At 72.9% G+C, this 16,791-nt stretch carries 19 protein-coding genes and 1 pseudogene; 8 read left to right on the top strand and 12 right to left on the bottom strand.

What is annotated here, in order from left to right; all coding sequences use genetic code 11:
- The first annotated feature begins 154 nt into the window (after positions 1 to 154).
- Positions 155 to 451 (top strand): hypothetical protein, encoded by a 297-nt coding sequence (locus ACFWBW_RS25190; protein ID WP_385376377.1) that lies wholly within the window; start codon positions 155 to 157, stop codon positions 449 to 451.
- A 15-nt stretch (positions 452 to 466) separates the two neighbouring features.
- On the opposite strand, the gene ACFWBW_RS25185 is transcribed toward ACFWBW_RS25190, so the two are convergent.
- Positions 467 to 925, bottom strand: a complete 459-nt coding sequence (locus tag ACFWBW_RS25185; protein ID WP_385376529.1) for a nitroreductase/quinone reductase family protein — start codon at positions 923 to 925, stop codon at positions 467 to 469.
- A gap of 151 nt (positions 926 to 1,076) precedes the next feature.
- Here ACFWBW_RS25185 and ACFWBW_RS25180 point away from each other — a divergent pair.
- A pseudogene (locus ACFWBW_RS25180) lies at positions 1,077 to 1,226 on the top strand (winged helix-turn-helix transcriptional regulator); the annotation flags it as partial.
- A gap of 94 nt (positions 1,227 to 1,320) precedes the next feature.
- Complete coding sequence (locus tag ACFWBW_RS25175) at positions 1,321 to 2,109, top strand: DUF4239 domain-containing protein (protein WP_385376374.1); 789 nt, start codon at positions 1,321 to 1,323, stop codon at positions 2,107 to 2,109.
- Between the two features lie 70 nt (positions 2,110 to 2,179).
- Here the strand turns inward: ACFWBW_RS25175 and ACFWBW_RS25170 are convergent, their stop codons facing one another.
- From ACFWBW_RS25170 to ACFWBW_RS25155, 4 genes are all read right to left on the bottom strand, one after another.
- Positions 2,180 to 2,578: a VOC family protein gene (locus ACFWBW_RS25170; RefSeq protein ID WP_385376371.1), complete on the bottom strand. Its 399-nt coding sequence runs from the start codon at positions 2,576 to 2,578 to the stop codon at positions 2,180 to 2,182.
- 21 nt (positions 2,579 to 2,599) lie between these two features.
- Positions 2,600 to 3,562 carry a sigma-70 family RNA polymerase sigma factor gene (locus ACFWBW_RS25165; protein ID WP_385376526.1) on the bottom strand — a complete coding sequence of 321 codons (963 nt, stop codon included), beginning with the start codon at positions 3,560 to 3,562 and terminating at the stop codon, positions 2,600 to 2,602.
- Between the two features lie 104 nt (positions 3,563 to 3,666).
- On the bottom strand, positions 3,667 to 3,864 hold the full coding sequence (locus ACFWBW_RS25160; protein ID WP_385376368.1) for a hypothetical protein: 198 nt from the start codon (positions 3,862 to 3,864) through the stop codon (positions 3,667 to 3,669).
- Between the two features lie 37 nt (positions 3,865 to 3,901).
- Complete coding sequence (locus ACFWBW_RS25155; RefSeq protein ID WP_385376365.1) at positions 3,902 to 4,543, bottom strand: LysE family translocator; 642 nt, start codon at positions 4,541 to 4,543, stop codon at positions 3,902 to 3,904.
- A gap of 162 nt (positions 4,544 to 4,705) precedes the next feature.
- On the opposite strand from ACFWBW_RS25155, the gene ACFWBW_RS25150 reads away from it, so the two are divergent.
- From ACFWBW_RS25150 to ACFWBW_RS25140, 3 genes are read left to right on the top strand one after another with little or no spacing between them, the layout of a single operon-like run.
- Complete coding sequence (locus ACFWBW_RS25150; protein ID WP_385376363.1) at positions 4,706 to 5,539, top strand: NAD(P)H-binding protein; 834 nt, start codon at positions 4,706 to 4,708, stop codon at positions 5,537 to 5,539.
- Between the two features lie 45 nt (positions 5,540 to 5,584).
- Positions 5,585 to 6,121 (top strand): GNAT family N-acetyltransferase, encoded by a 537-nt coding sequence (locus ACFWBW_RS25145; RefSeq protein ID WP_385376360.1) that lies wholly within the window; start codon positions 5,585 to 5,587, stop codon positions 6,119 to 6,121.
- A 21-nt stretch (positions 6,122 to 6,142) separates the two neighbouring features.
- Positions 6,143 to 6,655: a GNAT family N-acetyltransferase gene (locus tag ACFWBW_RS25140; RefSeq protein ID WP_385376356.1), complete on the top strand. Its 513-nt coding sequence runs from the start codon at positions 6,143 to 6,145 to the stop codon at positions 6,653 to 6,655.
- A gap of 190 nt (positions 6,656 to 6,845) precedes the next feature.
- Here ACFWBW_RS25140 and ACFWBW_RS25135 read toward each other — a convergent pair whose 3' ends face one another.
- A complete protein-coding gene (locus ACFWBW_RS25135; RefSeq protein ID WP_385376353.1) occupies positions 6,846 to 7,289 on the bottom strand; it encodes a DUF6069 family protein in 444 nt (147 codons plus the stop codon).
- A 205-nt stretch (positions 7,290 to 7,494) separates the two neighbouring features.
- Here ACFWBW_RS25135 and ACFWBW_RS25130 point away from each other — a divergent pair, with 205 nt between their 5' ends.
- The gene (locus ACFWBW_RS25130) at positions 7,495 to 7,776 is read left to right on the top strand and encodes a hypothetical protein (protein ID WP_385376350.1); all 282 of its coding nucleotides are present in this window, start codon (positions 7,495 to 7,497) and stop codon (positions 7,774 to 7,776) included.
- On the opposite strand, the gene ACFWBW_RS25125 is transcribed toward ACFWBW_RS25130, so the two are convergent.
- The 4 genes from ACFWBW_RS25125 to ACFWBW_RS25110 form a co-directional block, all read right to left on the bottom strand.
- Positions 7,755 to 8,312, bottom strand: a complete 558-nt coding sequence (locus tag ACFWBW_RS25125; protein WP_385376347.1) for a hypothetical protein — start codon at positions 8,310 to 8,312, stop codon at positions 7,755 to 7,757. The genes ACFWBW_RS25130 and ACFWBW_RS25125 overlap by 22 nt on opposite strands.
- On the bottom strand, positions 8,309 to 8,557 hold the full coding sequence (locus ACFWBW_RS25120) for a hypothetical protein (protein ID WP_385376345.1): 249 nt from the start codon (positions 8,555 to 8,557) through the stop codon (positions 8,309 to 8,311). The genes ACFWBW_RS25125 and ACFWBW_RS25120 overlap by 4 nt, the downstream gene beginning before the upstream one ends.
- Before the next feature lie 78 nt (positions 8,558 to 8,635).
- Complete coding sequence (locus tag ACFWBW_RS25115) at positions 8,636 to 9,496, bottom strand: TIGR03619 family F420-dependent LLM class oxidoreductase (protein WP_385376342.1); 861 nt, start codon at positions 9,494 to 9,496, stop codon at positions 8,636 to 8,638.
- Positions 9,497 to 9,672: 176 nt separating this feature from the next.
- Positions 9,673 to 10,956: an ADP-ribosylglycohydrolase family protein gene (locus ACFWBW_RS25110; protein ID WP_385376339.1), complete on the bottom strand. Its 1,284-nt coding sequence runs from the start codon at positions 10,954 to 10,956 to the stop codon at positions 9,673 to 9,675.
- An 881-nt stretch (positions 10,957 to 11,837) separates the two neighbouring features.
- Here ACFWBW_RS25110 and ACFWBW_RS25105 point away from each other — a divergent pair.
- Complete coding sequence (locus ACFWBW_RS25105; protein WP_385376336.1) at positions 11,838 to 12,926, top strand: tyrosine-protein phosphatase; 1,089 nt, start codon at positions 11,838 to 11,840, stop codon at positions 12,924 to 12,926.
- 138 nt (positions 12,927 to 13,064) lie between these two features.
- Here ACFWBW_RS25105 and ACFWBW_RS25100 read toward each other — a convergent pair whose 3' ends face one another.
- Positions 13,065 to 15,662 carry a bifunctional FO biosynthesis protein CofGH gene (locus ACFWBW_RS25100; RefSeq protein WP_385376333.1) on the bottom strand — a complete coding sequence of 866 codons (2,598 nt, stop codon included), beginning with the start codon at positions 15,660 to 15,662 and terminating at the stop codon, positions 13,065 to 13,067.
- A 40-nt stretch (positions 15,663 to 15,702) separates the two neighbouring features.
- Positions 15,703 to 16,494, bottom strand: a complete 792-nt coding sequence (locus tag ACFWBW_RS25095; RefSeq protein ID WP_385376330.1) for an SDR family oxidoreductase — start codon at positions 16,492 to 16,494, stop codon at positions 15,703 to 15,705.
- Between the last annotated feature and the right edge of the window lie 297 nt (positions 16,495 to 16,791).

The following is a 16,791-nucleotide window of genomic DNA, read 5'->3' as shown; positions in this document are numbered from 1 at the left end:
CCTTGGTCCCTGCCTGGGCCCCCCCCCCTGTCCACACCCTCCCCTGCCCCCCCCCCCCCCCCTGGCCCCGCGGGCGTTGTCAGCCGAGGGTGTACCGCACTCCAAAGTGGGCGGGAGCGGTGACTCGGGGTGCGGCGGGGTCGTTGGGCCGCGTATGAACGCCATCAAGCGCAGCCTCGCCGCCCTCGTCCTGTCCGGAGGAGCGGCCCTCGCCCTCAGCCCCGCCGTCGCGCACGCCGCCGACGAGCCCGCCATCCAGGGGCCCCCGGTCACCCAGCGCGTCGGCGAGATCGTCGACCACCCCGGAGGCGCCGTCAAGGACGCGAAGACGGCGGTGGAGATCACGGCTTCGGCCGCCGGTTCCGCGTCGAAGGCGACCGACTCCTCCCTCGGCGGAGCCGGGACCGCGCTGACGTCCGGGCTGCCGAAGGCGCCGAAGGTGCGCGCCTGAGGTTCAGCCTGAGGTTCAGCCGACGGTTCGGCCGACGGTACGGGGGACCGCGCGGGTGACCAGGACCAGCGGGACCTCGCGGCCGGACGTCCGCGCGGCCGCGCCCCGGTAGGCCGCGTACGAGGGCATCGCGGCCACCACCACCGGCCACAGCCGCTCCGTCTCCGCCGGGGTCGCGGGGCGGGCGAGCGCCGGGAAGCTCTCCGCGCCGACCTGGAGCGTGACGGCCGGGTCGGCGCTCAGGTTCAGGTACCAGGCCGGATGCTGCCCGGCCCCCGCGTTGGACGCCGTGAGGACGTACGAGCCCCCGTACGGGACTCCCCCAGCTACCGCTGGGAGGTGCCCCCGGGCCGGCGCCGTGCGCCGCAGCACCCCGGAGCGGCGCCCCCGCGTGGGCGCCGTGCACGGTCGGGGCCAGCACCTCGTCCAGGACGGCCCGGGCGAAGTCCGCGTGCGGGATCCGTGCCCCGGCATCGGCGGGGGCGAAGGCGTAGCCGCCGCCGGGCGACGCACCATCGGGCGCATCCCCGGGCTTCCCCTCCGGGGCGAAGTCGCCGGACGGGCTCAGCACCGCCCAGTCCAGGCCCGCCGGCGCGGCCGCCCGCAGGGCCTCGGTGCCGGCGCCGTGGCCGACGTAGAACTCCCGCCACTCCTGGTGCCGTTCCGGATCGGCGACAAATGGGCCACCCTGATCCTGCGCTGCCTCCAGGACGGCCCCCGCCGCTTCTCGGAGCTCAAGGTCCCGCTGCGCGAGATCACCGCCAAGTCCCTCACCGCCCAGGAGGCGGGTGTGGCCGGCCTGCCGGGCGAGGGTCGCTCGCGCTGATTTCTGGGCGGACCCTCCCGACGGGGTCGTCGTTGGGCAGGGCATGATCCTCTGGTTGCTCAATCACCTCAGCACATTCCTCCTCGGCGTCCTCCTCGTCGGCGGCTTCGTCGCCCTCGCCATCGGCGGCAGCCTGGCCGCGCGCCGCCGCTTCCCGCACCTCGCGGACGGCGACCACAACGAGATGGTCGGGGTGGCCCTCGGAATGTTCGGCGCGATCTACGGCATCATCCTCGCCTTCGTCGTCGTCACCCTGTGGACGCAACTGGAGAACACCCAGACCATCGTCGCGACCGAGGCCACCGACCTGGCCCTGGTCGTCCGCAGCGCGGAGGCCTTCCCGCCGGCCGAACGCGCCCGCGTGGACCGGGCGGTGGGGGACTACGTCCACGCCGTCGTCGAGATCCAGTGGCCCCTCATGCGCGAGGGCCGCCCCAGCTACGCGGCCACCGCCGACCAGACGCACGCCCTGTACACGGCACTCCAGGCCTACGAGCCCTCCGGCCCCCGGAGCGAGACCTTCTACGGGGAGGCCGTCAGCCGCCTCAACGACGTGGCCGCGCAGCGCCGGGCGCGCGTGACGATGGCCGAGACCTCACTGCCGCCGCTGCTCCAAGTGCTCGTGTACGGCGGTGCGTTCGTGATCCTCCCGCTCACCTTCCTCTTCGGGCTGCGGAGCCTGAAGATGCAGCTGCTGTTCGTCTCGGCGGTGGCGGGGCTGATCGGCTTCAGCCTGCTGCTGGTGCTGGCCCTCGACCGCCCCTTCGCCGGCGAACTGAGCGTGAGCCCCGCCCCGTTCAAGGACGCGGCGCTGGCGCAGTTCTGGCGCTAGGGGGTGTCTTGTCGATCGGGCCGGATCAGCGACTTGAACAGGTGGACGCCCGGCGGTCGGCGGCCGTCGCTCAGCCCCAGGTGCGGGAGGACAGGACGAGCTGGTAGCCGTCAGGGTCGGTGACGGTGACCCCGTAGGTGTCCCAGTACGGGTTGTGGGCGGGCGTACGGGCCCCGCCGTGCTCGACGAGCCGGGCCACGAGGGCCTCGTCGGGCTCCTGCCCCAGGTAGACGACGAAGAGGTCTTCGGCCGTGGGGGAGGGCGTCACCGGGTTCTCGGGGTCGTGGGTCAGCTCGAAGTGCCAACCGCCCCCGAGGGGCCCGACCATCAGCAGGTCGTGCTCCCCGGAGACCCGCTCGGTGGAGCGCCACTGCACGTCGAGCCCCAGCCCTCCCACGTAGAACCGCTCGGCGGCGGCCAGATCGAGGGAGGGCCGGGCGATCCGGACGTGCGCGCGTGAGTCGATCATGGAGGAGAGGGTACGGGCCCGTCAGGTGAGGGGGCCGAGGTCGATGAGGTCCAGCCGGTCGGGATCGGTGAGTACGTCGATGGCGGCGATCCGGCCGCCGGTCACCGTGAAGGCCATCACCGACATCAGCCGGCCCTCGACCACGCACAGCACGCCCGCTGCCCCGTTGACGAGCACGGGTCGGACGAACGGGGCGAGCGCCCTGTAGAGGGCCGCCTGCGACGCCACGGTCCGGGCTCCGTTCAGCACCACCGACTGGCCGGCGCGCGCCGTGCCGCCATCGGAACGCAGGACGACGTCGGGGTGGAGCAGGGCGAGGAGCGCGTCGAAGTCCCCGTCGCGGGTGGCCGCGAAGAACGCGCTGACGGCCTCGCGCTGCCGTGCCAGGTCCGGATCCGGCGCGGGCGCCCGCCCCTGCACGCGGCGCCGCGCACGGCTGGCGAGCTGCCGGGTGGCCGTCGGCGTCCTGTCGAGCATCAGGGCGATCTCGTCGAAGGGCACGGAGAACATGTCGTGCAGGACGAACGCCAGCCGCTCCGCCGGAGCGAGCGATTCGAGCACCACGAGCAGCGCCGGCCCGACGGAATCGGCCAGCAGTACCTCGTGCTCGGGGTCGACCACCCCGCCCTCCCGGACGAGGACCGGGTCGGGCATCCGGGGAGCAGGGCCGTCCGGGTCCAGCCGGTCGTCGAGGGAGTCCTCCCGGCGGGCCCGGCGGGCACGCAGCCCGTTCAGGCACAGCCGCGCCACGACCGTCGTCAGCCAGCCGCCGAGGTTCTCCACGTCACCGACATCGCTACGGCTCGTGCGACTCAACCGCAGCCAGGCCTCCTGGACCGCGTCCTCTGCCTCACCGATCGACCCGAGCATCCGGTAGGCGACGGCGCGGAGATGGGAGCGGTGCTCTTCGAAGCGGAGGGCCAGGTGGTGCTGGCTGTTCGCATCCGCATCCGCGTTCGTGTCTGCGGCCGCGTCCGCGCCCATGCCTATGCCCATGCCCATGCCCATGCCTGTGCCCATGCCTGCGCCCCCGTGCTGAGTCCTTGACCGGTCGGCTCAGTAGATCATCCGGCCGTGCCGTAACTCCGCTACTTCCAGGGGTCTTCGGTCGGCAGGCAGCCGAATCCGCGGAGCCGGTCGTCGGTCGCCTTGAGCCCCTGGATCCCCTCGCCGATCTGCGCCCAGCCGGCGGCCGCCCGCTCTGCGGCCTCGAGCTCCCCCGCACACCCGGTGAGCAGGACGGCGCCGATGGCGATGGCCGGGACGAGCGGTAAGCGGACGCGCATGGTTCCCCCTGGGGAAGTCTTCGAGTCGCGCTTCGGATCAGTCCTTGCGCCCGGTTGCGGCGACGGTCACACCCAGGCCGATCATCGCGAGCCCGCCGGCCCCGCCGACGGCGGAGAGCCGCTGGGGCGACCGCGAGAACCAGCTGCGGGCGGTCGCGGCGACCATGCCCCAGGCGCTGTCGCAGACCACGGCGATGATGTTGAACACGAGCCCGAGCAGCAGCATCTGGGCGGTGACGTGCCCCTGATCGCGGTCCACGAACTGCGGCAGGACGGCGGCGAAGAACACGATGGTCTTCGGATTGGCCACCCCGACGGCGAACCCTTCCCACAGCGACCGCCAGTTCCCGTACTCGGCTGCGCCGCCCGCCCCGAACTCCGCACGCAGCGCGTGCCGCTGCCGGAAGGCCTTGACCCCCAGGTAGACGAGGTACGCGGCCCCCGCGAGCTTGAGCACGGTGAACACCAGCACGGACCGCTCCACCACGGACCCCACGCCGAAGGCCACGGCGACGACGAGCACGTACGCCCCCAGCGTGTTCCCGGCCACCGTGATCAGCGCGGCCCGCCACCCCTGGGACAGGGCCCGCCCGATGACGAAGAGCACGCTCGGCCCGGGGATGAGGATCAGCAGCAACGACATGGCGGCGAAGGCCAGCAGCCGGTCAGTGGAAACCATGCGGTTCATCGTTCAGGACGGGGGGAGGGAGGGGAAGGGGTTTTCAGGTTGGCGGCTCGGGCTGCGGGTGGGGCGGTGGCTGCGTGGCGCTTCTTGACCTGAAGCGCGATTGAGGTTCTAGCCTGGTGCTTCCTTGATCAACTGGCGACGGGAGACGTGCTCGTGATTCTTGTGACCGGAGCCACCGGGAACATAGGCAGCGCCCTGCTGGAGGAGCTGCGCGGGGTGGGTGTCGGGCCGGTGAGGGGGCTCACTCGGGATGCCGCACGGGCCGTTCTTCCCGAAGGGGTCGAGGCGGTGGAGGGTGATCTCGCCGATCCCGTATCGCTGAAGGCGGCGCTGGAGGGGGTGCGTTCGCTGTTCCTGGTGTCGCGGCTGGGGTCGGACGGGGACATCCTCGAAACCGCTCGCCGGGCGGGTGTGGAGCACGTCGTCCTGGTCTCGTCCATCACCGTCCAGACCCACCCGCACCTCGGTCCTGCCGGTGAGAACCTGGCGGTGGAGGAGCTGCTCAAGGCGAGCGGTATGGCCTGGACGATTCTGCGGCCGACGCAGTTCGCCTCGAACTCTCTGATGTGGGCCGCAGCCATCCGCGAGCACGAGACCGTCCGTGCGCCGTACGCCGAGACCGCGCTGCCGACCATTCATCCGGCGGACATCGCGGCCGTGGCGCGCGTGGCGCTGACCGAGCCCGGCCACCGGGGGCGGACCTATGCCCTGACCGGTCCCGAGCCGGTGACCGCCCGGCAGCAGGCCGAGGCCATCGCCGCGGCGCTGGGCCGGGACGTTCCCTTCGCCGAAATCAGTCGTGGGCAGGCCTACGCGCAGATGGCCGCGGTCTTCGGACCCGAGGCCGCGGACGCGGTGCTCGATGTCACCGGCGGCGACGTCAACGACGAGCTGCTCAGGGTGCGTGACACGGTTGTGCAGGTCACCGGGGTGCCCGCCCGTCCGTTCCGGCAGTGGGCCTCGGAGAACGCCAACGCCTTCCGCTGATCAATTGGGTTGCCGTCCGACGGCGCCGTCGGATAGGAACCTTGCATGCTAAAGGGCAACACGGTCGGGCTCAGGGCCCGGCACGAGGACGACATTCCGATCCTGCACGCCGGTCTCCACGACGACGTGGTCTCCGCCTCCCGGGCCACGGCCCTCCCGTGGCGGCCTCTCATGGCCGGCTCGAAGGCCCTGTCGTTCACGGTCGACGACAGCGACCAGGGACACGTCCCCTTCTCCGTGGTGGACCTGGAGAGCGGCGCGCTGATCGGCACGGCGACGCTCTGGGGCATCGACAACCACAGCCGGTCCGCGCACGCCGGACTCGGGCTGTTGCCGTCCGCCCGGGGCAAGGGATACGGCACGGACGTGGTCGCGGTCCTGTGCCACTACGGCTTCGTCGTACGCGGCCTGCACCGGCTGCAGGTCGAGACGCTGTCGGACAACCCCGCGATGCTCCGCGCAGCCGAGCGCAACGGCTTCGTCCGCGAAGGCGTGCTGCGCTCCTCGGCCTGGGTGATGGGCGAGTTCCTGGACGAGGTGCTCCTCGGCCTGCTGGCCCAGGACTGGACCCCGAAGGCCTAGGGGCCGGGCAACGGGAGCGTCATGGGGGACTGGGAGATGCGGCCGGCTTCGGTGGCGGACGTCGAGGCGGTGGCCGAGCTGAGGGCCGTGGTGCTGCGGGCGGATCTGGAGCGGCTCGGACGGTACGACGAGCAGTGGGTGCGGCAGCGGCTGCGGGACGGGTTCGAGCCCGCGCACACCTGGGTGATCGAGGTGGGCGGTGCGCTCGCCGGTTGCGTGGCGCTGCGCCCGGCCGAGGACGCCCACTGGCTGGAGCACTTCTACCTGGCCCCCCACCTGCAGGGCAGGGGCATCGGCGCGGCCGTGCTGCGTGAGCTGCTGGAGCAGTGCGACCGCGACGGCACCCGGGTCCGGCTGAACGTGCTGCAGGGCAGTGCGGCCCGGCGGTTGTACGAGCGGCACGGCTTCGGGCTCGAGGCCGAGGACCCGGTGGACGTGTTCATGGTGCGCGAGGCGGTGCGCGGAGTCCGGGAACGGGCGGGCGCCGGGCAGGTGCCGGCGCCCGCCCGGAGGGTCACACGATCCGGAGGTTGAACCTCTGGTTCGCGCCACCACTGCACGTCCACAGCCGCGCGGGGGCGCCCGCCTGCTTGCTCCAGTCGGCTACAGGGAATCCGGCAGGAGGCCGGAAACCGACGTTCGTGATCGCATAGGTTCAGACCGTAACTACTGCTCTGTACCACTGAGTTGGGTCCTGAGGCGTCGCGAGGTTGGCGGAATCCGCCTACTGGCTGCGGCGGTTGAGCTGCAGGGTGGCGACGACCGCCGCGCCGAGGGTGATGTGCATCAGGGCCAGGGCTGTGACGGTCCCTCCGTCGGCGCCGGACGACAGCGGGCCGAGCGTCGACAGCAGCGCCAGCCCGCCGCCCACGTACTGCGCGATCCGCAGGAAGACCGGCTTCCACAGGGCCAACAGGAAGGCGGCGCCCGTCCCGACGGCCAACGGGACGACGGAGGCGCTGATGACGCCCCCGACGGTGATCGGGTGCTCCGTGCCACCGTTGACGATGACGAGCGGGGCCCCGGCCAGCTTGGCGACGGCCAGAACGATCAGATTGACCACGACCGCGCCGGCCGCGCCGATGGCCAGCGCCTTCCACCAGGCGAGGCCGGAACGGCGGACGGGGGCTGTGGTGGATGCAGAGGTGGGAACAGCAGTGCTCGACATGGGACTTCCTCCAGCGCATGAAGTGTTGGTGCGCTGCCCGACGGCCAGCGTCATACGAGGAAGCTTCCAACCTGAACTTCACTTGAGGTCAAGCCCTGTTCCGGCACGGGGCATCGCCAGGAGGGGGCTCGTGTCGGAGCGAGCGCTGCCACCGGGGAGTGCTGCATGCTGGACGCTCGGACCGGCGGGCGAAACGGAGGCGGCGATGATCGCGAGGGTGGCCGTGTGGGAACCGATGCCGACCGATGACCGGGGCTGGGTGCTGGATGCCGCCGCAGCCGTGCCCGGCGTCCACGGCGCGTACCACCTCGTCGATCCCGCCACCGGCAACGGGCTGTCCGTCGCCTTCTTCGAGGACGAAGGCGCAGCTCGGGCCGCACACGAGGCCATCGAGAAGCGTGCCGAGGAGATCGGCTGGAACGAGGCCGGGGTCCCGCGCCCGGCGCCCGTCTCGCAGACGGTCTATCAGGTCGTCCGGCACGCGTAGCGCGGTGCCTCGTCGTCCGGCTGGTCCGGGCTCGCGAAGTGGAACGGGACTCCGAGGTGGGCCGCCAGTGCGGTGCCGGCGCGGGTGGCCGCTGCCGCGTGGGGGTCCAGGAGGCCGCGGTCGGCGCCTTCGGCTTCGAGGGCGCGGGTGCCCGTGCCCCAGTAGACGGTGGCCAGTTCGTGTTCCCCGGCGGGGTCCTGGGTGAGGGCGAGCAGCCGCACGAACCAGTCGTGGACCGTGTCCCCGTCCCAGACGGCCTCGATCGCCGCCACCCGGGCCCGGATGCCGGAGGTGATGGCGGCGAGGGACTCCAGGTCGAGCGGGCAGTCGGGGGTGCGGGCCACCCGGTCGCCGAAGTGGACGTACCGGGCGGAGACCAGTTTCTGGGCCTCGTAGAGCCCCATCCCATGGGCTCGGCGGGCCTCCCAGACGGTGCGGACGGCGTTCATCAGGCGGTCCTGCAGGACGTACCCGTCCACCTGGCGGCGGATGCCTTCCGGGATGCACTCCCACAGTTCGTTCAGGTCCTCGCTCACGCCGGGTCCTCCGGGACGAACAGGCTGATCCGGTACGTCGACGGGTGGGCGAGGCGGCCGCAGTGGGTGTCGATGCGGATCTGCGAGGGGTCGGTGACGGTGCCCTCGGACCGCAGGCGGCGGAAGTGCTCCCGCAGCTCCGACTGCTCGGTCGTGGAGAACAGCGGCTCCCAGCGGCCGGGGATGTCCGCCGTCCGCTGGGTGGCTCGCATCCTGCTGCGTGCGCGCTTGCGTTGGCCCGGCATGGGGCCATGATCGCGGTGAGCGGCTCCCCCGTGCCAGCGGATTTCGGCCGGCCGGGGTGCTGCCCCTCTCCGACCCGGCTACAGGTACTGCCCGAACCCGTCCAGGATCCGCAGGATCTCCGCCTCGCCCTCCGAGGGGAGCTGGAGGACGACCTCCTCGATGCCCAGGTCGGCGTAGTGGGACATCTTCCCGGGGGTCGGCTGGACGGCGTACGGGACCACCTGGAGGGACTTGGGGTCGCGCCCCGCGGCCTCCCAGACCTGGCGCAGGGCCGGGAGGGACTCCGTCAGGCCGCCGCCGCCGATCGGGAGCCAGCCGTCGCTGTGGTCGGCGATGGCCGCGAACAGCTTCGGGCCGGCCTGGCCGCCGATCAGCGTGCGCGGGCCGTACAGGGGGACGCCCGGGGCGAGCTCGCGCGGGGTCTGCGCCGGCTTGGGGTGGGCCGAGCTGGCCTGGACGGAGGAGAACTGGCCCACGTACGCCGTGGGGTCCGGGGACCACAGGGTCCGCATCAGGGCCATGCGGTCGCGGACCAGTTCGCGGCGGGTGCGCCACTCGACTCCGTGGTCGGCGGCCTCCTCCACGTTCCAGCCGTAGCCGATGCCGAGGGTGACGCGGCCGCCGGACAGGTGGTCCAGCGTGGCGACCTGCTTCGCGAGGTCGATGGGGTCGTGCTGGGCGACGAGGGTGATGCCGGTGCCGAGGTGGAGCCGCTCGGTGACGGCGGAGGCCTGGCCGAGGGCGACGAAGGGGTCCAGGGTGCGGCCGTACATCTCCGGCAGCTCGCCGCCCATGGGAGCCGGGGTGGCGCGGCTGACCGGGATGTGGGTGTGCTCGGGGAGGTACAGGCCGGAGAAGCCGCGTTCCTCCAGGGCCCGGGCGAGCGGTACGGGAGCGATGGTGCGGTCGGTGAGGAAGACGGTCGTGGCGATCCGCATGTGCGCTGACACCTCCGTGGTGTGGGGAGGGCCAAAGTACGGCTTCGCGCGTGCGGAGGGCAGGGGCGTGCGTCGGCCATGGCCGGGGGCGGGAGGTGGAGTTGGGGCGGGGCAGGGGGGCAGGGGGGCAGGGGCCCGGGAGGTTCCCGGGTGTCGGCTTCGCGGCGGAGGACGGGTCAGCCGCGCGGGTACCGCGTCAGCCAGGCGGTGGAGGGTGCGGCCGGGCCGTGGAGGGCGGGGCCCTGGGTCATCTCCAGGGCGAAGTCGTCGGCGAGTTCCAGGACCGTGGCGCGGCCTTCGAGGCCGGCGAGCCAGGCCGCCGGGAGGGCCGTCTCGCCGTGCTGGGCGCCGAGCAGGGAGCCGCACAGGGCGCCGGTGGCAGCGGAGTCGCCGCCGTGGTTCACGGCGAGGCGCAGGCCGTGTGCCACGTTCTCGGCGACCAGGGCGCAGTACACGGCGATGGCGAGGACCTCTTCGGCTCCGCGGCCGTGGCCGGGGGACAGGCCCTCGACGGTCTGCGGGGACGGGACGCCCGTGGTGACGGCGCCGAGCGCGCGCTGCAGGGCGTCCGTGACGGGTTGGTGGCCGGGGCGGACACCGAGCAGGCCCAGCGCGCGCTGGACGGCGGAGTCGAGGGATTCGCCGCGGGTCAGGCCGTGGACGATGACGGCGTGGGCGCCGGCCGACAGGTACGCGGTGGGGTGTCCATGGCTCTGCGCGGCGCACTCGACGGCGAGTTGGAGGACCAGGGCCGGCTCCCAGCCGACCAGGAGCCCGAAGGGGCTGGAACGGGTGGCCGCCCCCGGGTCCAGGGCGGTCGGGTTCTTCGGCTGGGCGAGCGTGCCGAGGACTCCGTCGGCGAAGCCCGTCAGGCAGGAGCGGTCGGGGGAGCGGCGTACGTAGAGCCACTCCTCCTGTGCAAGCCAGCCGTTGTCCTCGCGGCGCTCGTCGGGGCCCCATTCGTGCTGGGTGAGGGCCCAGCGGAGGTACGCGCGGTGCACGTCGGTCGGCGGGTGCCAGGCGCCGGTGTCCCGGCGCACGTGGGCCCGTATCAGGCCGTCCACGGTGAACAGGCCGAGCTGGGTGGCGGCGGTGACCTCGGCGCGGGGGGCCGGCTCGGTCAGGCCCGCCGGGCCGTGGGCCTCGAGGAGCTCGGGGAGGGAGAGGGCGGCGACGGGTGCGCCGAGGGCGTCGCCGATGGCCGAGCCGAGGAGGGTTCCCCTGACGCGGCTACGGAAGTCCTGCTGCTCGGTGCGGCCCCAGAGGCCGGTGGTGACGGCGGCGCGGCCACCGAGGGTGGCGCCGGCGGCGGGGCCCGTGGCGGGGCCCAGGCCGGTGGCTCCGCCGGTGGGTGCGGGTGTGGGGGCAGGTGCGGGTGCAGGTGCGGGTGCCGGCTGGAGGGGCTGGGCTGCCCCGGGCCTGCTCTGTTGCTCCCCGGACGTTTCCGTCGCCGTGTCCATTGTGATCCCCCCGGACTCCCGCGCGTGCTCTGGCGGCACTGTAGTGGACAGTACCGATCGGGTCCGGAAGTAGTCGGTCATGCGGGCGGTATGGGGGCGGCGAACGGCTGGATTCCGCCGGTCCCCTTTTTGACGCGGAGCTCGCACCGCTGCGCGGGCTTCGCCCCGCTGCACCGGACTCCGTCCGGTGGCGGCCGGTCGGTGGCGCCGCCACCGGCAGCTGGTGCGCAGCCCGGGTGGGCGGGTGCGGGTGGTGTGCCCTGCGGGGCGAAGTCCCCTACCCGCCCTTCCACCGTTCCCAGGGCTCTGCCCTGACCCGGTCCTCAAACGCCGGACGGGCTGGGGAGGGGCTCCGCCCCAGACCCCGCGCCCCACACGCCGGATGGGCTGGGGGAGGGGCTCCGCCCCAGACCCTGCGCGCCCCACACGCTGGACGGGCTGGGGAGGGGCTCCGCCCCAGACCCCGCGCCCCACACGCCCGACGGGCGGGGTGCCAGGCTGCGCCCGGACCCCTCTGGGGCTGCGCCCCAGACCCCGCGCCTCAAACGCCGGCGGGGCTGGATGTGGCCGCGCGCCGGCATTCTCCAGCCTCGCCGGCGTTTGAGGCGCGGGGGTCCGGGGGCGGGCCCCCGGGAACGGCGCCGCACCCGGTGGGGGCCCGGTCCGGGGCGCGGCTCCGTCCGGCCGCATCCGGTGGGGGCCCGGTCGGGGCGCGGCCCGACCGGCCGCACGCGGTCGGGGCCCGGTCGGGGGCGCAGCCCCGCCCCCCGTTCCCGCGCCGGCCAGGCGGGTGGCACGTTTTGACACTTGCCTTACACCCGGTCGGTTTCGGCCATGCCGTGTTCACGTGGAGTTATTCGGAGGCCAAGAGTCTCGGGGGCATGAAGAAGGCACTGCTCGCCGCGACCGTCGTCGCCTCCACGTTCACCGTCGCCATCGTCGCGGCCCCCGCCGCCTCCGCCGCCGCCTCCGGGTGGGACCTCCCCTGGGGCGGCCGGCACCACGGCAACGCCTCCATCCCCTTCACCGAGGCAACCGTCACCGCCGGCGCCGACGGCGCGTACACCCTGAAGTGGAACGCCAAGGGCACCAAGCGCGTGGAGATCAAGGCGAACGGCAAGGTCGTCGCCAAGGGCGGTGCCCAGGGCGAGGCCGTGGTCAGCGGGCTGCCCGCCGCCGACCGGCAGTGGTTCGACTTCGAGCCCGAGCGCGGTGAAGGCCTGCGCCTGGCCGACCGGCTGATCAAGCTGGACGGCACCACCAACTTCCGTGACGTGGGCGGCTACCGCACCACGAACGGCCAGTGGGTCAAGATGGGCGAGATCTACCGCTCCGACGCCCTCAACAAGCTCACCGAGAACGACCTCGCCAAGCTCCAGCGCCTGCGCGTCAAGACGATCTTCGACCTCCGCATGGAGAGCGAGCGCACCACGGACGTGGACAAGGTCCCGGCCGGCGCGAAGTACGTCGTCGCCGACGTCTTCGCGGGCTCCGGCTCCTTCCAGGTCATGCCCAAGACCCCCGACGAGGCCGTCAAGGCCATGGTCGACGCCGAGCGGGCCATGGTCAGCGGCGAGGGCGGCAAGAAGGCCTACACGCAGGTCTTTGAAGGCATCGAGCGCGACCGCGACCGCTCCGTCCTGTTCCACTGCACCGCGGGCAAGGACCGCACGGGCTGGGCGAACGCCTCCCTGCTGACCGCCCTCGGCGTGCCGAGCGAGACCGTGATGGCCGACTACCTGGCCAGCAACGACTACCGCAAGGCCGCCAACGACGCGATCCTCTCGCACCTGCCGGCCTCGCACGCCGCCGTCTACAAGCCGCTGCTCGACGTGCGCCCCGAGTACCTCAACGCCGGGTACGACGAGGTCCGGTCGAAGTTCGGCAGCTTCGACAACTACCTCAAGACCGGCCTCGGCATCGACGGCCACGAGCTGAAGCAGCTCAAGAAGGACCTCCTGGTCGGCTGACCCATCTCATCAGGCTGATCAGCCTGATCAGCCCCTCGGCGTGCGGGCCCTGCCGGGCTGTCCCCCTGGCAGGGCCCGCACGCGTTCGCGGAGCCGGTCATCCGTACGGCCGGTCATCCGTCCGGTCCCTCCGGCCGGTCAGTCCAGGACCGGCAGCAGGTCCGGCAGGTGCCCGTCCGAGGCGCGGGCCGCGGCCTGGCGTTCCTCCGGGACCTCGCCGTAGAGGGTCGTACGGGCCTTCGCGGGCCGGCCGGCCGCCTCGGCGACGGCGATCAGGTCCTGGACGGACTTGTACGAGCCGTAGCTGGAGCCGGCCATCCGGGAGATGGTCTCCTCCATCAGGGTCCCGCCCAGGTCGTTGGCGCCCGAGCGGAGCATCTCCGCCGCGCCCTCCGAGCCCAGCTTCACCCAGCTGGTCTGGATGTTGGTGATGTGCGGGTGCAGCAGGATGCGGGCCATGGCCGTCACCGCACGGTTGTCGCGCACCGTCGGGCCGGGGCGGGCGATGCCCGCCAGGTAGACGGGGGCGTTGGTGTGGATGAAGGGCAGCGTCACGAACTCCGTGAAGCCCAGGGCGCCCTTGGCGTGCGCCTCCTGCTGCATGCGGGCCAGCGTGCGGAAGTGGCCCAGCCAGTGCCGGGGCTGGTCCACGTGGCCGTACATCATGGTGGAGGAGGAGCGGATGCCCAGTTCGTGGGCGGTGGAGACCACGTCGATCCAGTCCGCCGTCGGCAGCTTGCCCTTGGTGAGGACCCAGCGGACCTCGTCGTCCAGGATCTCCGCCGCCGTGCCCGGGATCGAGTCGAGGCCGGCCTCCTTGGCCGCCGTCAGCCAGTCCCGTACCGACATCCCCGTCCGGGTCGCCCCGTTGACGACCTCCATCGGGGAGAAGGCGTGCACGTGCATGCCCGGCACGCGCTCCTTCACCGCCCGCGCGATGTCGAAGTAGGCCGTCCCGGGCAGGTCCGGGTGGATGCCGCCCTGCATGCACACCTCGACCGCGCCCACGTCCCAGGCCTGGGCGGCCCGGTCGGCGACCTGGTCGAGGGAGAGCGTGTACGCGTCCGCGTCCGTGCGACGCTGCGCGAAGGCGCAGAAGCGGCAGCCGGTGTAACAGACGTTGGTGAAATTGATGTTGCGGGTCACGATGTACGTGACGTCCTCGCCCACCACCGACTTGCGCAGGTCGTCCGCGATCCGGCACAGCGCGTCCAGTGCCGGGCCGTCCGCGTGCAGCAGGGCGAGCGCCTGCTCGTCGGTGAGCTTCGTCGGATCGTCGGCGGCCTGCGCGAGCGCTCCCCGTACGTCGCTGTCGATGCGCTCGGGATCGGGGACCATGCCGGGGGCCGCGGCCTCGCGCAGGGCCTCCCAGTCGCCGTAGACCTCGTCGAAGTCGTCGCGGCGGTCGCCGGTACGGCCCTGCGTGTCGATGGTGGCGTGCAGGTCGGTGCGGCCGTAGGCGGTGAAGCCCTCGTCGGGCTCCTGCCACGGCCGGCCCTCGACCTGCGCGGACTCGTCCGCGAGCCCGCTCTGCGCGTCGGCCAGCGCCCGTACGTGCGGCAGCAGGCGCGGGTCCAGCCAGGGCTCGCCGCGCTGGAGGAACTCCGGGTAGATGGTGAGGCGTTCGCGGAGCTCGAAGCCGGCGGCGGCGGTGCGCTCGGCCAGCTCCTCGATGTGCGGCCAGGGGCGCTCGGGGTTCACGTGGTCGGGGGTCAGCGGGGAGACGCCGCCCCAGTCGTCGATGCCGGCGCCGATGAGCAGCGCGTACTCGGAGTCGACCAGGTTCGGCGGGGCCTGGATGCGGGCGCTCGGGCCGAGGATGTGACGGGCCACGGCGATGGCCGCCGCGAGCTCCTCCAGCTCCGCGTCGGGCATGCCGCGCATGGCCGTGTCGGGCTTGGCCCGGAAGTTCTGGACGATGACTTCCTGGATGCCGTGGTAGCTGCGCTGGATGCGGCGCAGCTCGAAGAAGGCGTCCGCGCGCTCCTCGTAGGACTCGCCGATGCCGATCAGTACCCCGGTGGTGAAGGGCACGTTGGAGCGGCCCGCGTCCTCCAGGACGCGCAGCCGGACGGCCGGGTCCTTGTCGGGGGAGCCGTGGTGGGGGCCGCCGGGCTCGGACCACAGCCGGGTGGCGGTGGTCTCCAGCATCATCCCCATCGACGGGGCCACCGGCTTGAGGCGCTGGAGGTCCGACCAGGACAGCACGCCGGGGTTGAGGTGCGGGAGGAGGCCGGTCTCCTCCAGGACGCGGATGGCCATGGCGCGGACGTACGCGAGGGTGTCGTCGTAGCCGTGCGCGTCGAGCCACTCGCGGGCCTCGGGCCAGCGGTCCTCGGGCCGGTCGCCGAGCGTGAACAGGGCTTCCTTGCAGCCCATGGCCGCGCCCTTGCGGGCTGTGTCGAGGACCTCGTCGGGGGAGAGGTACATGCCGTGGCCCTCACGGCGGAGCTTGCCCGGGACCGTGACGAAGGTGCAGTAGTGGCACTTGTCGCGGCACAGGCGGGTGAGGGGGATGAAGACCTTGCGCGAGTACGTGATGACGCCGGGCCGGCCGGCGGCTTCGAGTCCGGAGTCCCGCACCCGGGCGGCGGACGCGGCGAGGTCCTTCAGGTCCTCGCCGCGCGCCTGCAGGAGCACGGCCGCCTCGGTCGCGTCGAGCGCGACGCCGTCGCGGGCGCGGCGGAGCGCGCGGCGCATCGAGTTCTCGGTCGGAGCGTCACTCGGAGTGGTCATGGCCCGAGCATACGATCCGCTCGCGCGGGCACGGAGGGGCTCATCGCATCAGCTCCCCGGCGTTGACCAGCAGGGACTGGCCGGTTATCGCCCGTGCGCGGTCGGAGGCGAGGAAGGCGGCGGCGTCGGCGACGTCCCCGTCGGTGGCCAGGTCCGGGAGCGCCATGCGGTCGGTGAGGCGGGCGTGGACCTCGGCTTCGGGGATGCCTTCGGTGTGCGCGGTGAAGGTGACGAAGGCCTGCACCGGGGGACCCCACATCCAGCCGGGGAGCACGGTGTTCACGCGGATGCGGTGCGGGCCGAGCTCGCGGGCCATGGAGTACATGGCGGAGGTCAGCGCGCCCTTGGAGGCGGCGTAGGCGGCCTGCTGCACCTCGTTGGGGGAGGCGATGGCGGACTGGGTGCCGATGATGACGACGGAGCCGCCGGCGCGCTTCAGCGCGGGCAGGCAGGCGCGGGTCATGCGGAGGGTGCCGAGCAGGTTGACGTCGAGGATCTGCTGCCAGGTGCCGAAGTCGGCGTCTTGGAGGCCGCCGAAGTAGGAGTCCCAGGCGGCGACGTGAACGACGGCGTCGACCCCGCCGAACCGCTCCTCGGCGAGGGCGGCGAGGGCCTCGCACTGGCGCTCGTCGGAGATGTCGGTCGGCAGGTACGCGGTGTGCGTGCCGTCGGGGTCGATCTCGGCGGCGGCCTTGGCGAGGTTGGCCTCGGTCCGCGCCCCGAGCACGGCGTTGCCGCCGTCGCGGACGACGGTGGCGGCGACCTGGTGGCCGAGGCCGGCGCCTACGCCGGAGACGATGACGGTCTTGCCCTGCAGCAGAAGCGGCGACATGGTGTGGCCTCCCGACGGCCCAATGGATCTGACGGTGCGTCAGGCTACGGCGCGGGGCGCGGGGAGGGAAGGGGTGGGGTAAGGCAGGTCGCTTGGCGCACGGCGCCGTTGCTGGGGTGTGGTGGGTGTCTGCCTGGCTGCGGGTGGGGGCCGGTGCCGGGGGCGGGGTGGGGTGTCGGCCTGGACTGCATGATTTAGGCGCCCTCTGCTCTACTCCGACAGGGCGCGGGCCACTGTTGCGCCACAAATCACGCTTTACGTCCAGGCCGACACCCCACCCCGCCCCCGTCCCCGGCC

Origin of the sequence: Streptomyces sp. NPDC059957 (genome assembly GCF_042730015.1) — a bacterium.
In the GTDB taxonomy this organism is placed as follows: Bacteria; Actinomycetota; Actinomycetes; order Streptomycetales; family Streptomycetaceae; genus Streptomyces.
This window is presented reverse-complemented; position numbering and strand designations above follow the sequence as displayed.

Bases quoted from the DNA above. Each gene is read 5' to 3' on its own strand.
- ACFWBW_RS25190 (WP_385376377.1), top strand. From the start codon at position 155: ATGAACGCCATCAAGCGCAGCCTCGCCGCCCTCGTCCTGTCCGGAGGA.
- ACFWBW_RS25185 (WP_385376529.1), bottom strand. From the start codon at position 925: ATGCCGGGGCACGGATCCCGCACGCGGACTTCGCCCGGGCCGTCCTGG.
- ACFWBW_RS25175 (WP_385376374.1), top strand. From the start codon at position 1,321: ATGATCCTCTGGTTGCTCAATCACCTCAGCACATTCCTCCTCGGCGTC.
- ACFWBW_RS25170 (WP_385376371.1), bottom strand. From the start codon at position 2,578: ATGATCGACTCACGCGCGCACGTCCGGATCGCCCGGCCCTCCCTCGAT.
- ACFWBW_RS25165 (WP_385376526.1), bottom strand. From the start codon at position 3,562: ATGGGCGCGGACGCGGCCGCAGACACGAACGCGGATGCGGATGCGAAC.
- ACFWBW_RS25160 (WP_385376368.1), bottom strand. From the start codon at position 3,864: ATGCGCGTCCGCTTACCGCTCGTCCCGGCCATCGCCATCGGCGCCGTC.
- ACFWBW_RS25155 (WP_385376365.1), bottom strand. From the start codon at position 4,543: ATGGTTTCCACTGACCGGCTGCTGGCCTTCGCCGCCATGTCGTTGCTG.
- ACFWBW_RS25145 (WP_385376360.1), top strand. From the start codon at position 5,585: ATGCTAAAGGGCAACACGGTCGGGCTCAGGGCCCGGCACGAGGACGAC.
- ACFWBW_RS25140 (WP_385376356.1), top strand. From the start codon at position 6,143: ATGGGGGACTGGGAGATGCGGCCGGCTTCGGTGGCGGACGTCGAGGCG.
- ACFWBW_RS25135 (WP_385376353.1), bottom strand. From the start codon at position 7,289: ATGTCGAGCACTGCTGTTCCCACCTCTGCATCCACCACAGCCCCCGTC.
- ACFWBW_RS25130 (WP_385376350.1), top strand. From the start codon at position 7,495: ATGATCGCGAGGGTGGCCGTGTGGGAACCGATGCCGACCGATGACCGG.
- ACFWBW_RS25120 (WP_385376345.1), bottom strand. From the start codon at position 8,557: ATGCCGGGCCAACGCAAGCGCGCACGCAGCAGGATGCGAGCCACCCAG.
- ACFWBW_RS25115 (WP_385376342.1), bottom strand. From the start codon at position 9,496: ATGCGGATCGCCACGACCGTCTTCCTCACCGACCGCACCATCGCTCCC.
- ACFWBW_RS25110 (WP_385376339.1), bottom strand. From the start codon at position 10,956: ATGGACACGGCGACGGAAACGTCCGGGGAGCAACAGAGCAGGCCCGGG.
- ACFWBW_RS25105 (WP_385376336.1), top strand. From the start codon at position 11,838: ATGAAGAAGGCACTGCTCGCCGCGACCGTCGTCGCCTCCACGTTCACC.
- ACFWBW_RS25100 (WP_385376333.1), bottom strand. From the start codon at position 15,662: ATGACCACTCCGAGTGACGCTCCGACCGAGAACTCGATGCGCCGCGCG.
- ACFWBW_RS25095 (WP_385376330.1), bottom strand. From the start codon at position 16,494: ATGTCGCCGCTTCTGCTGCAGGGCAAGACCGTCATCGTCTCCGGCGTA.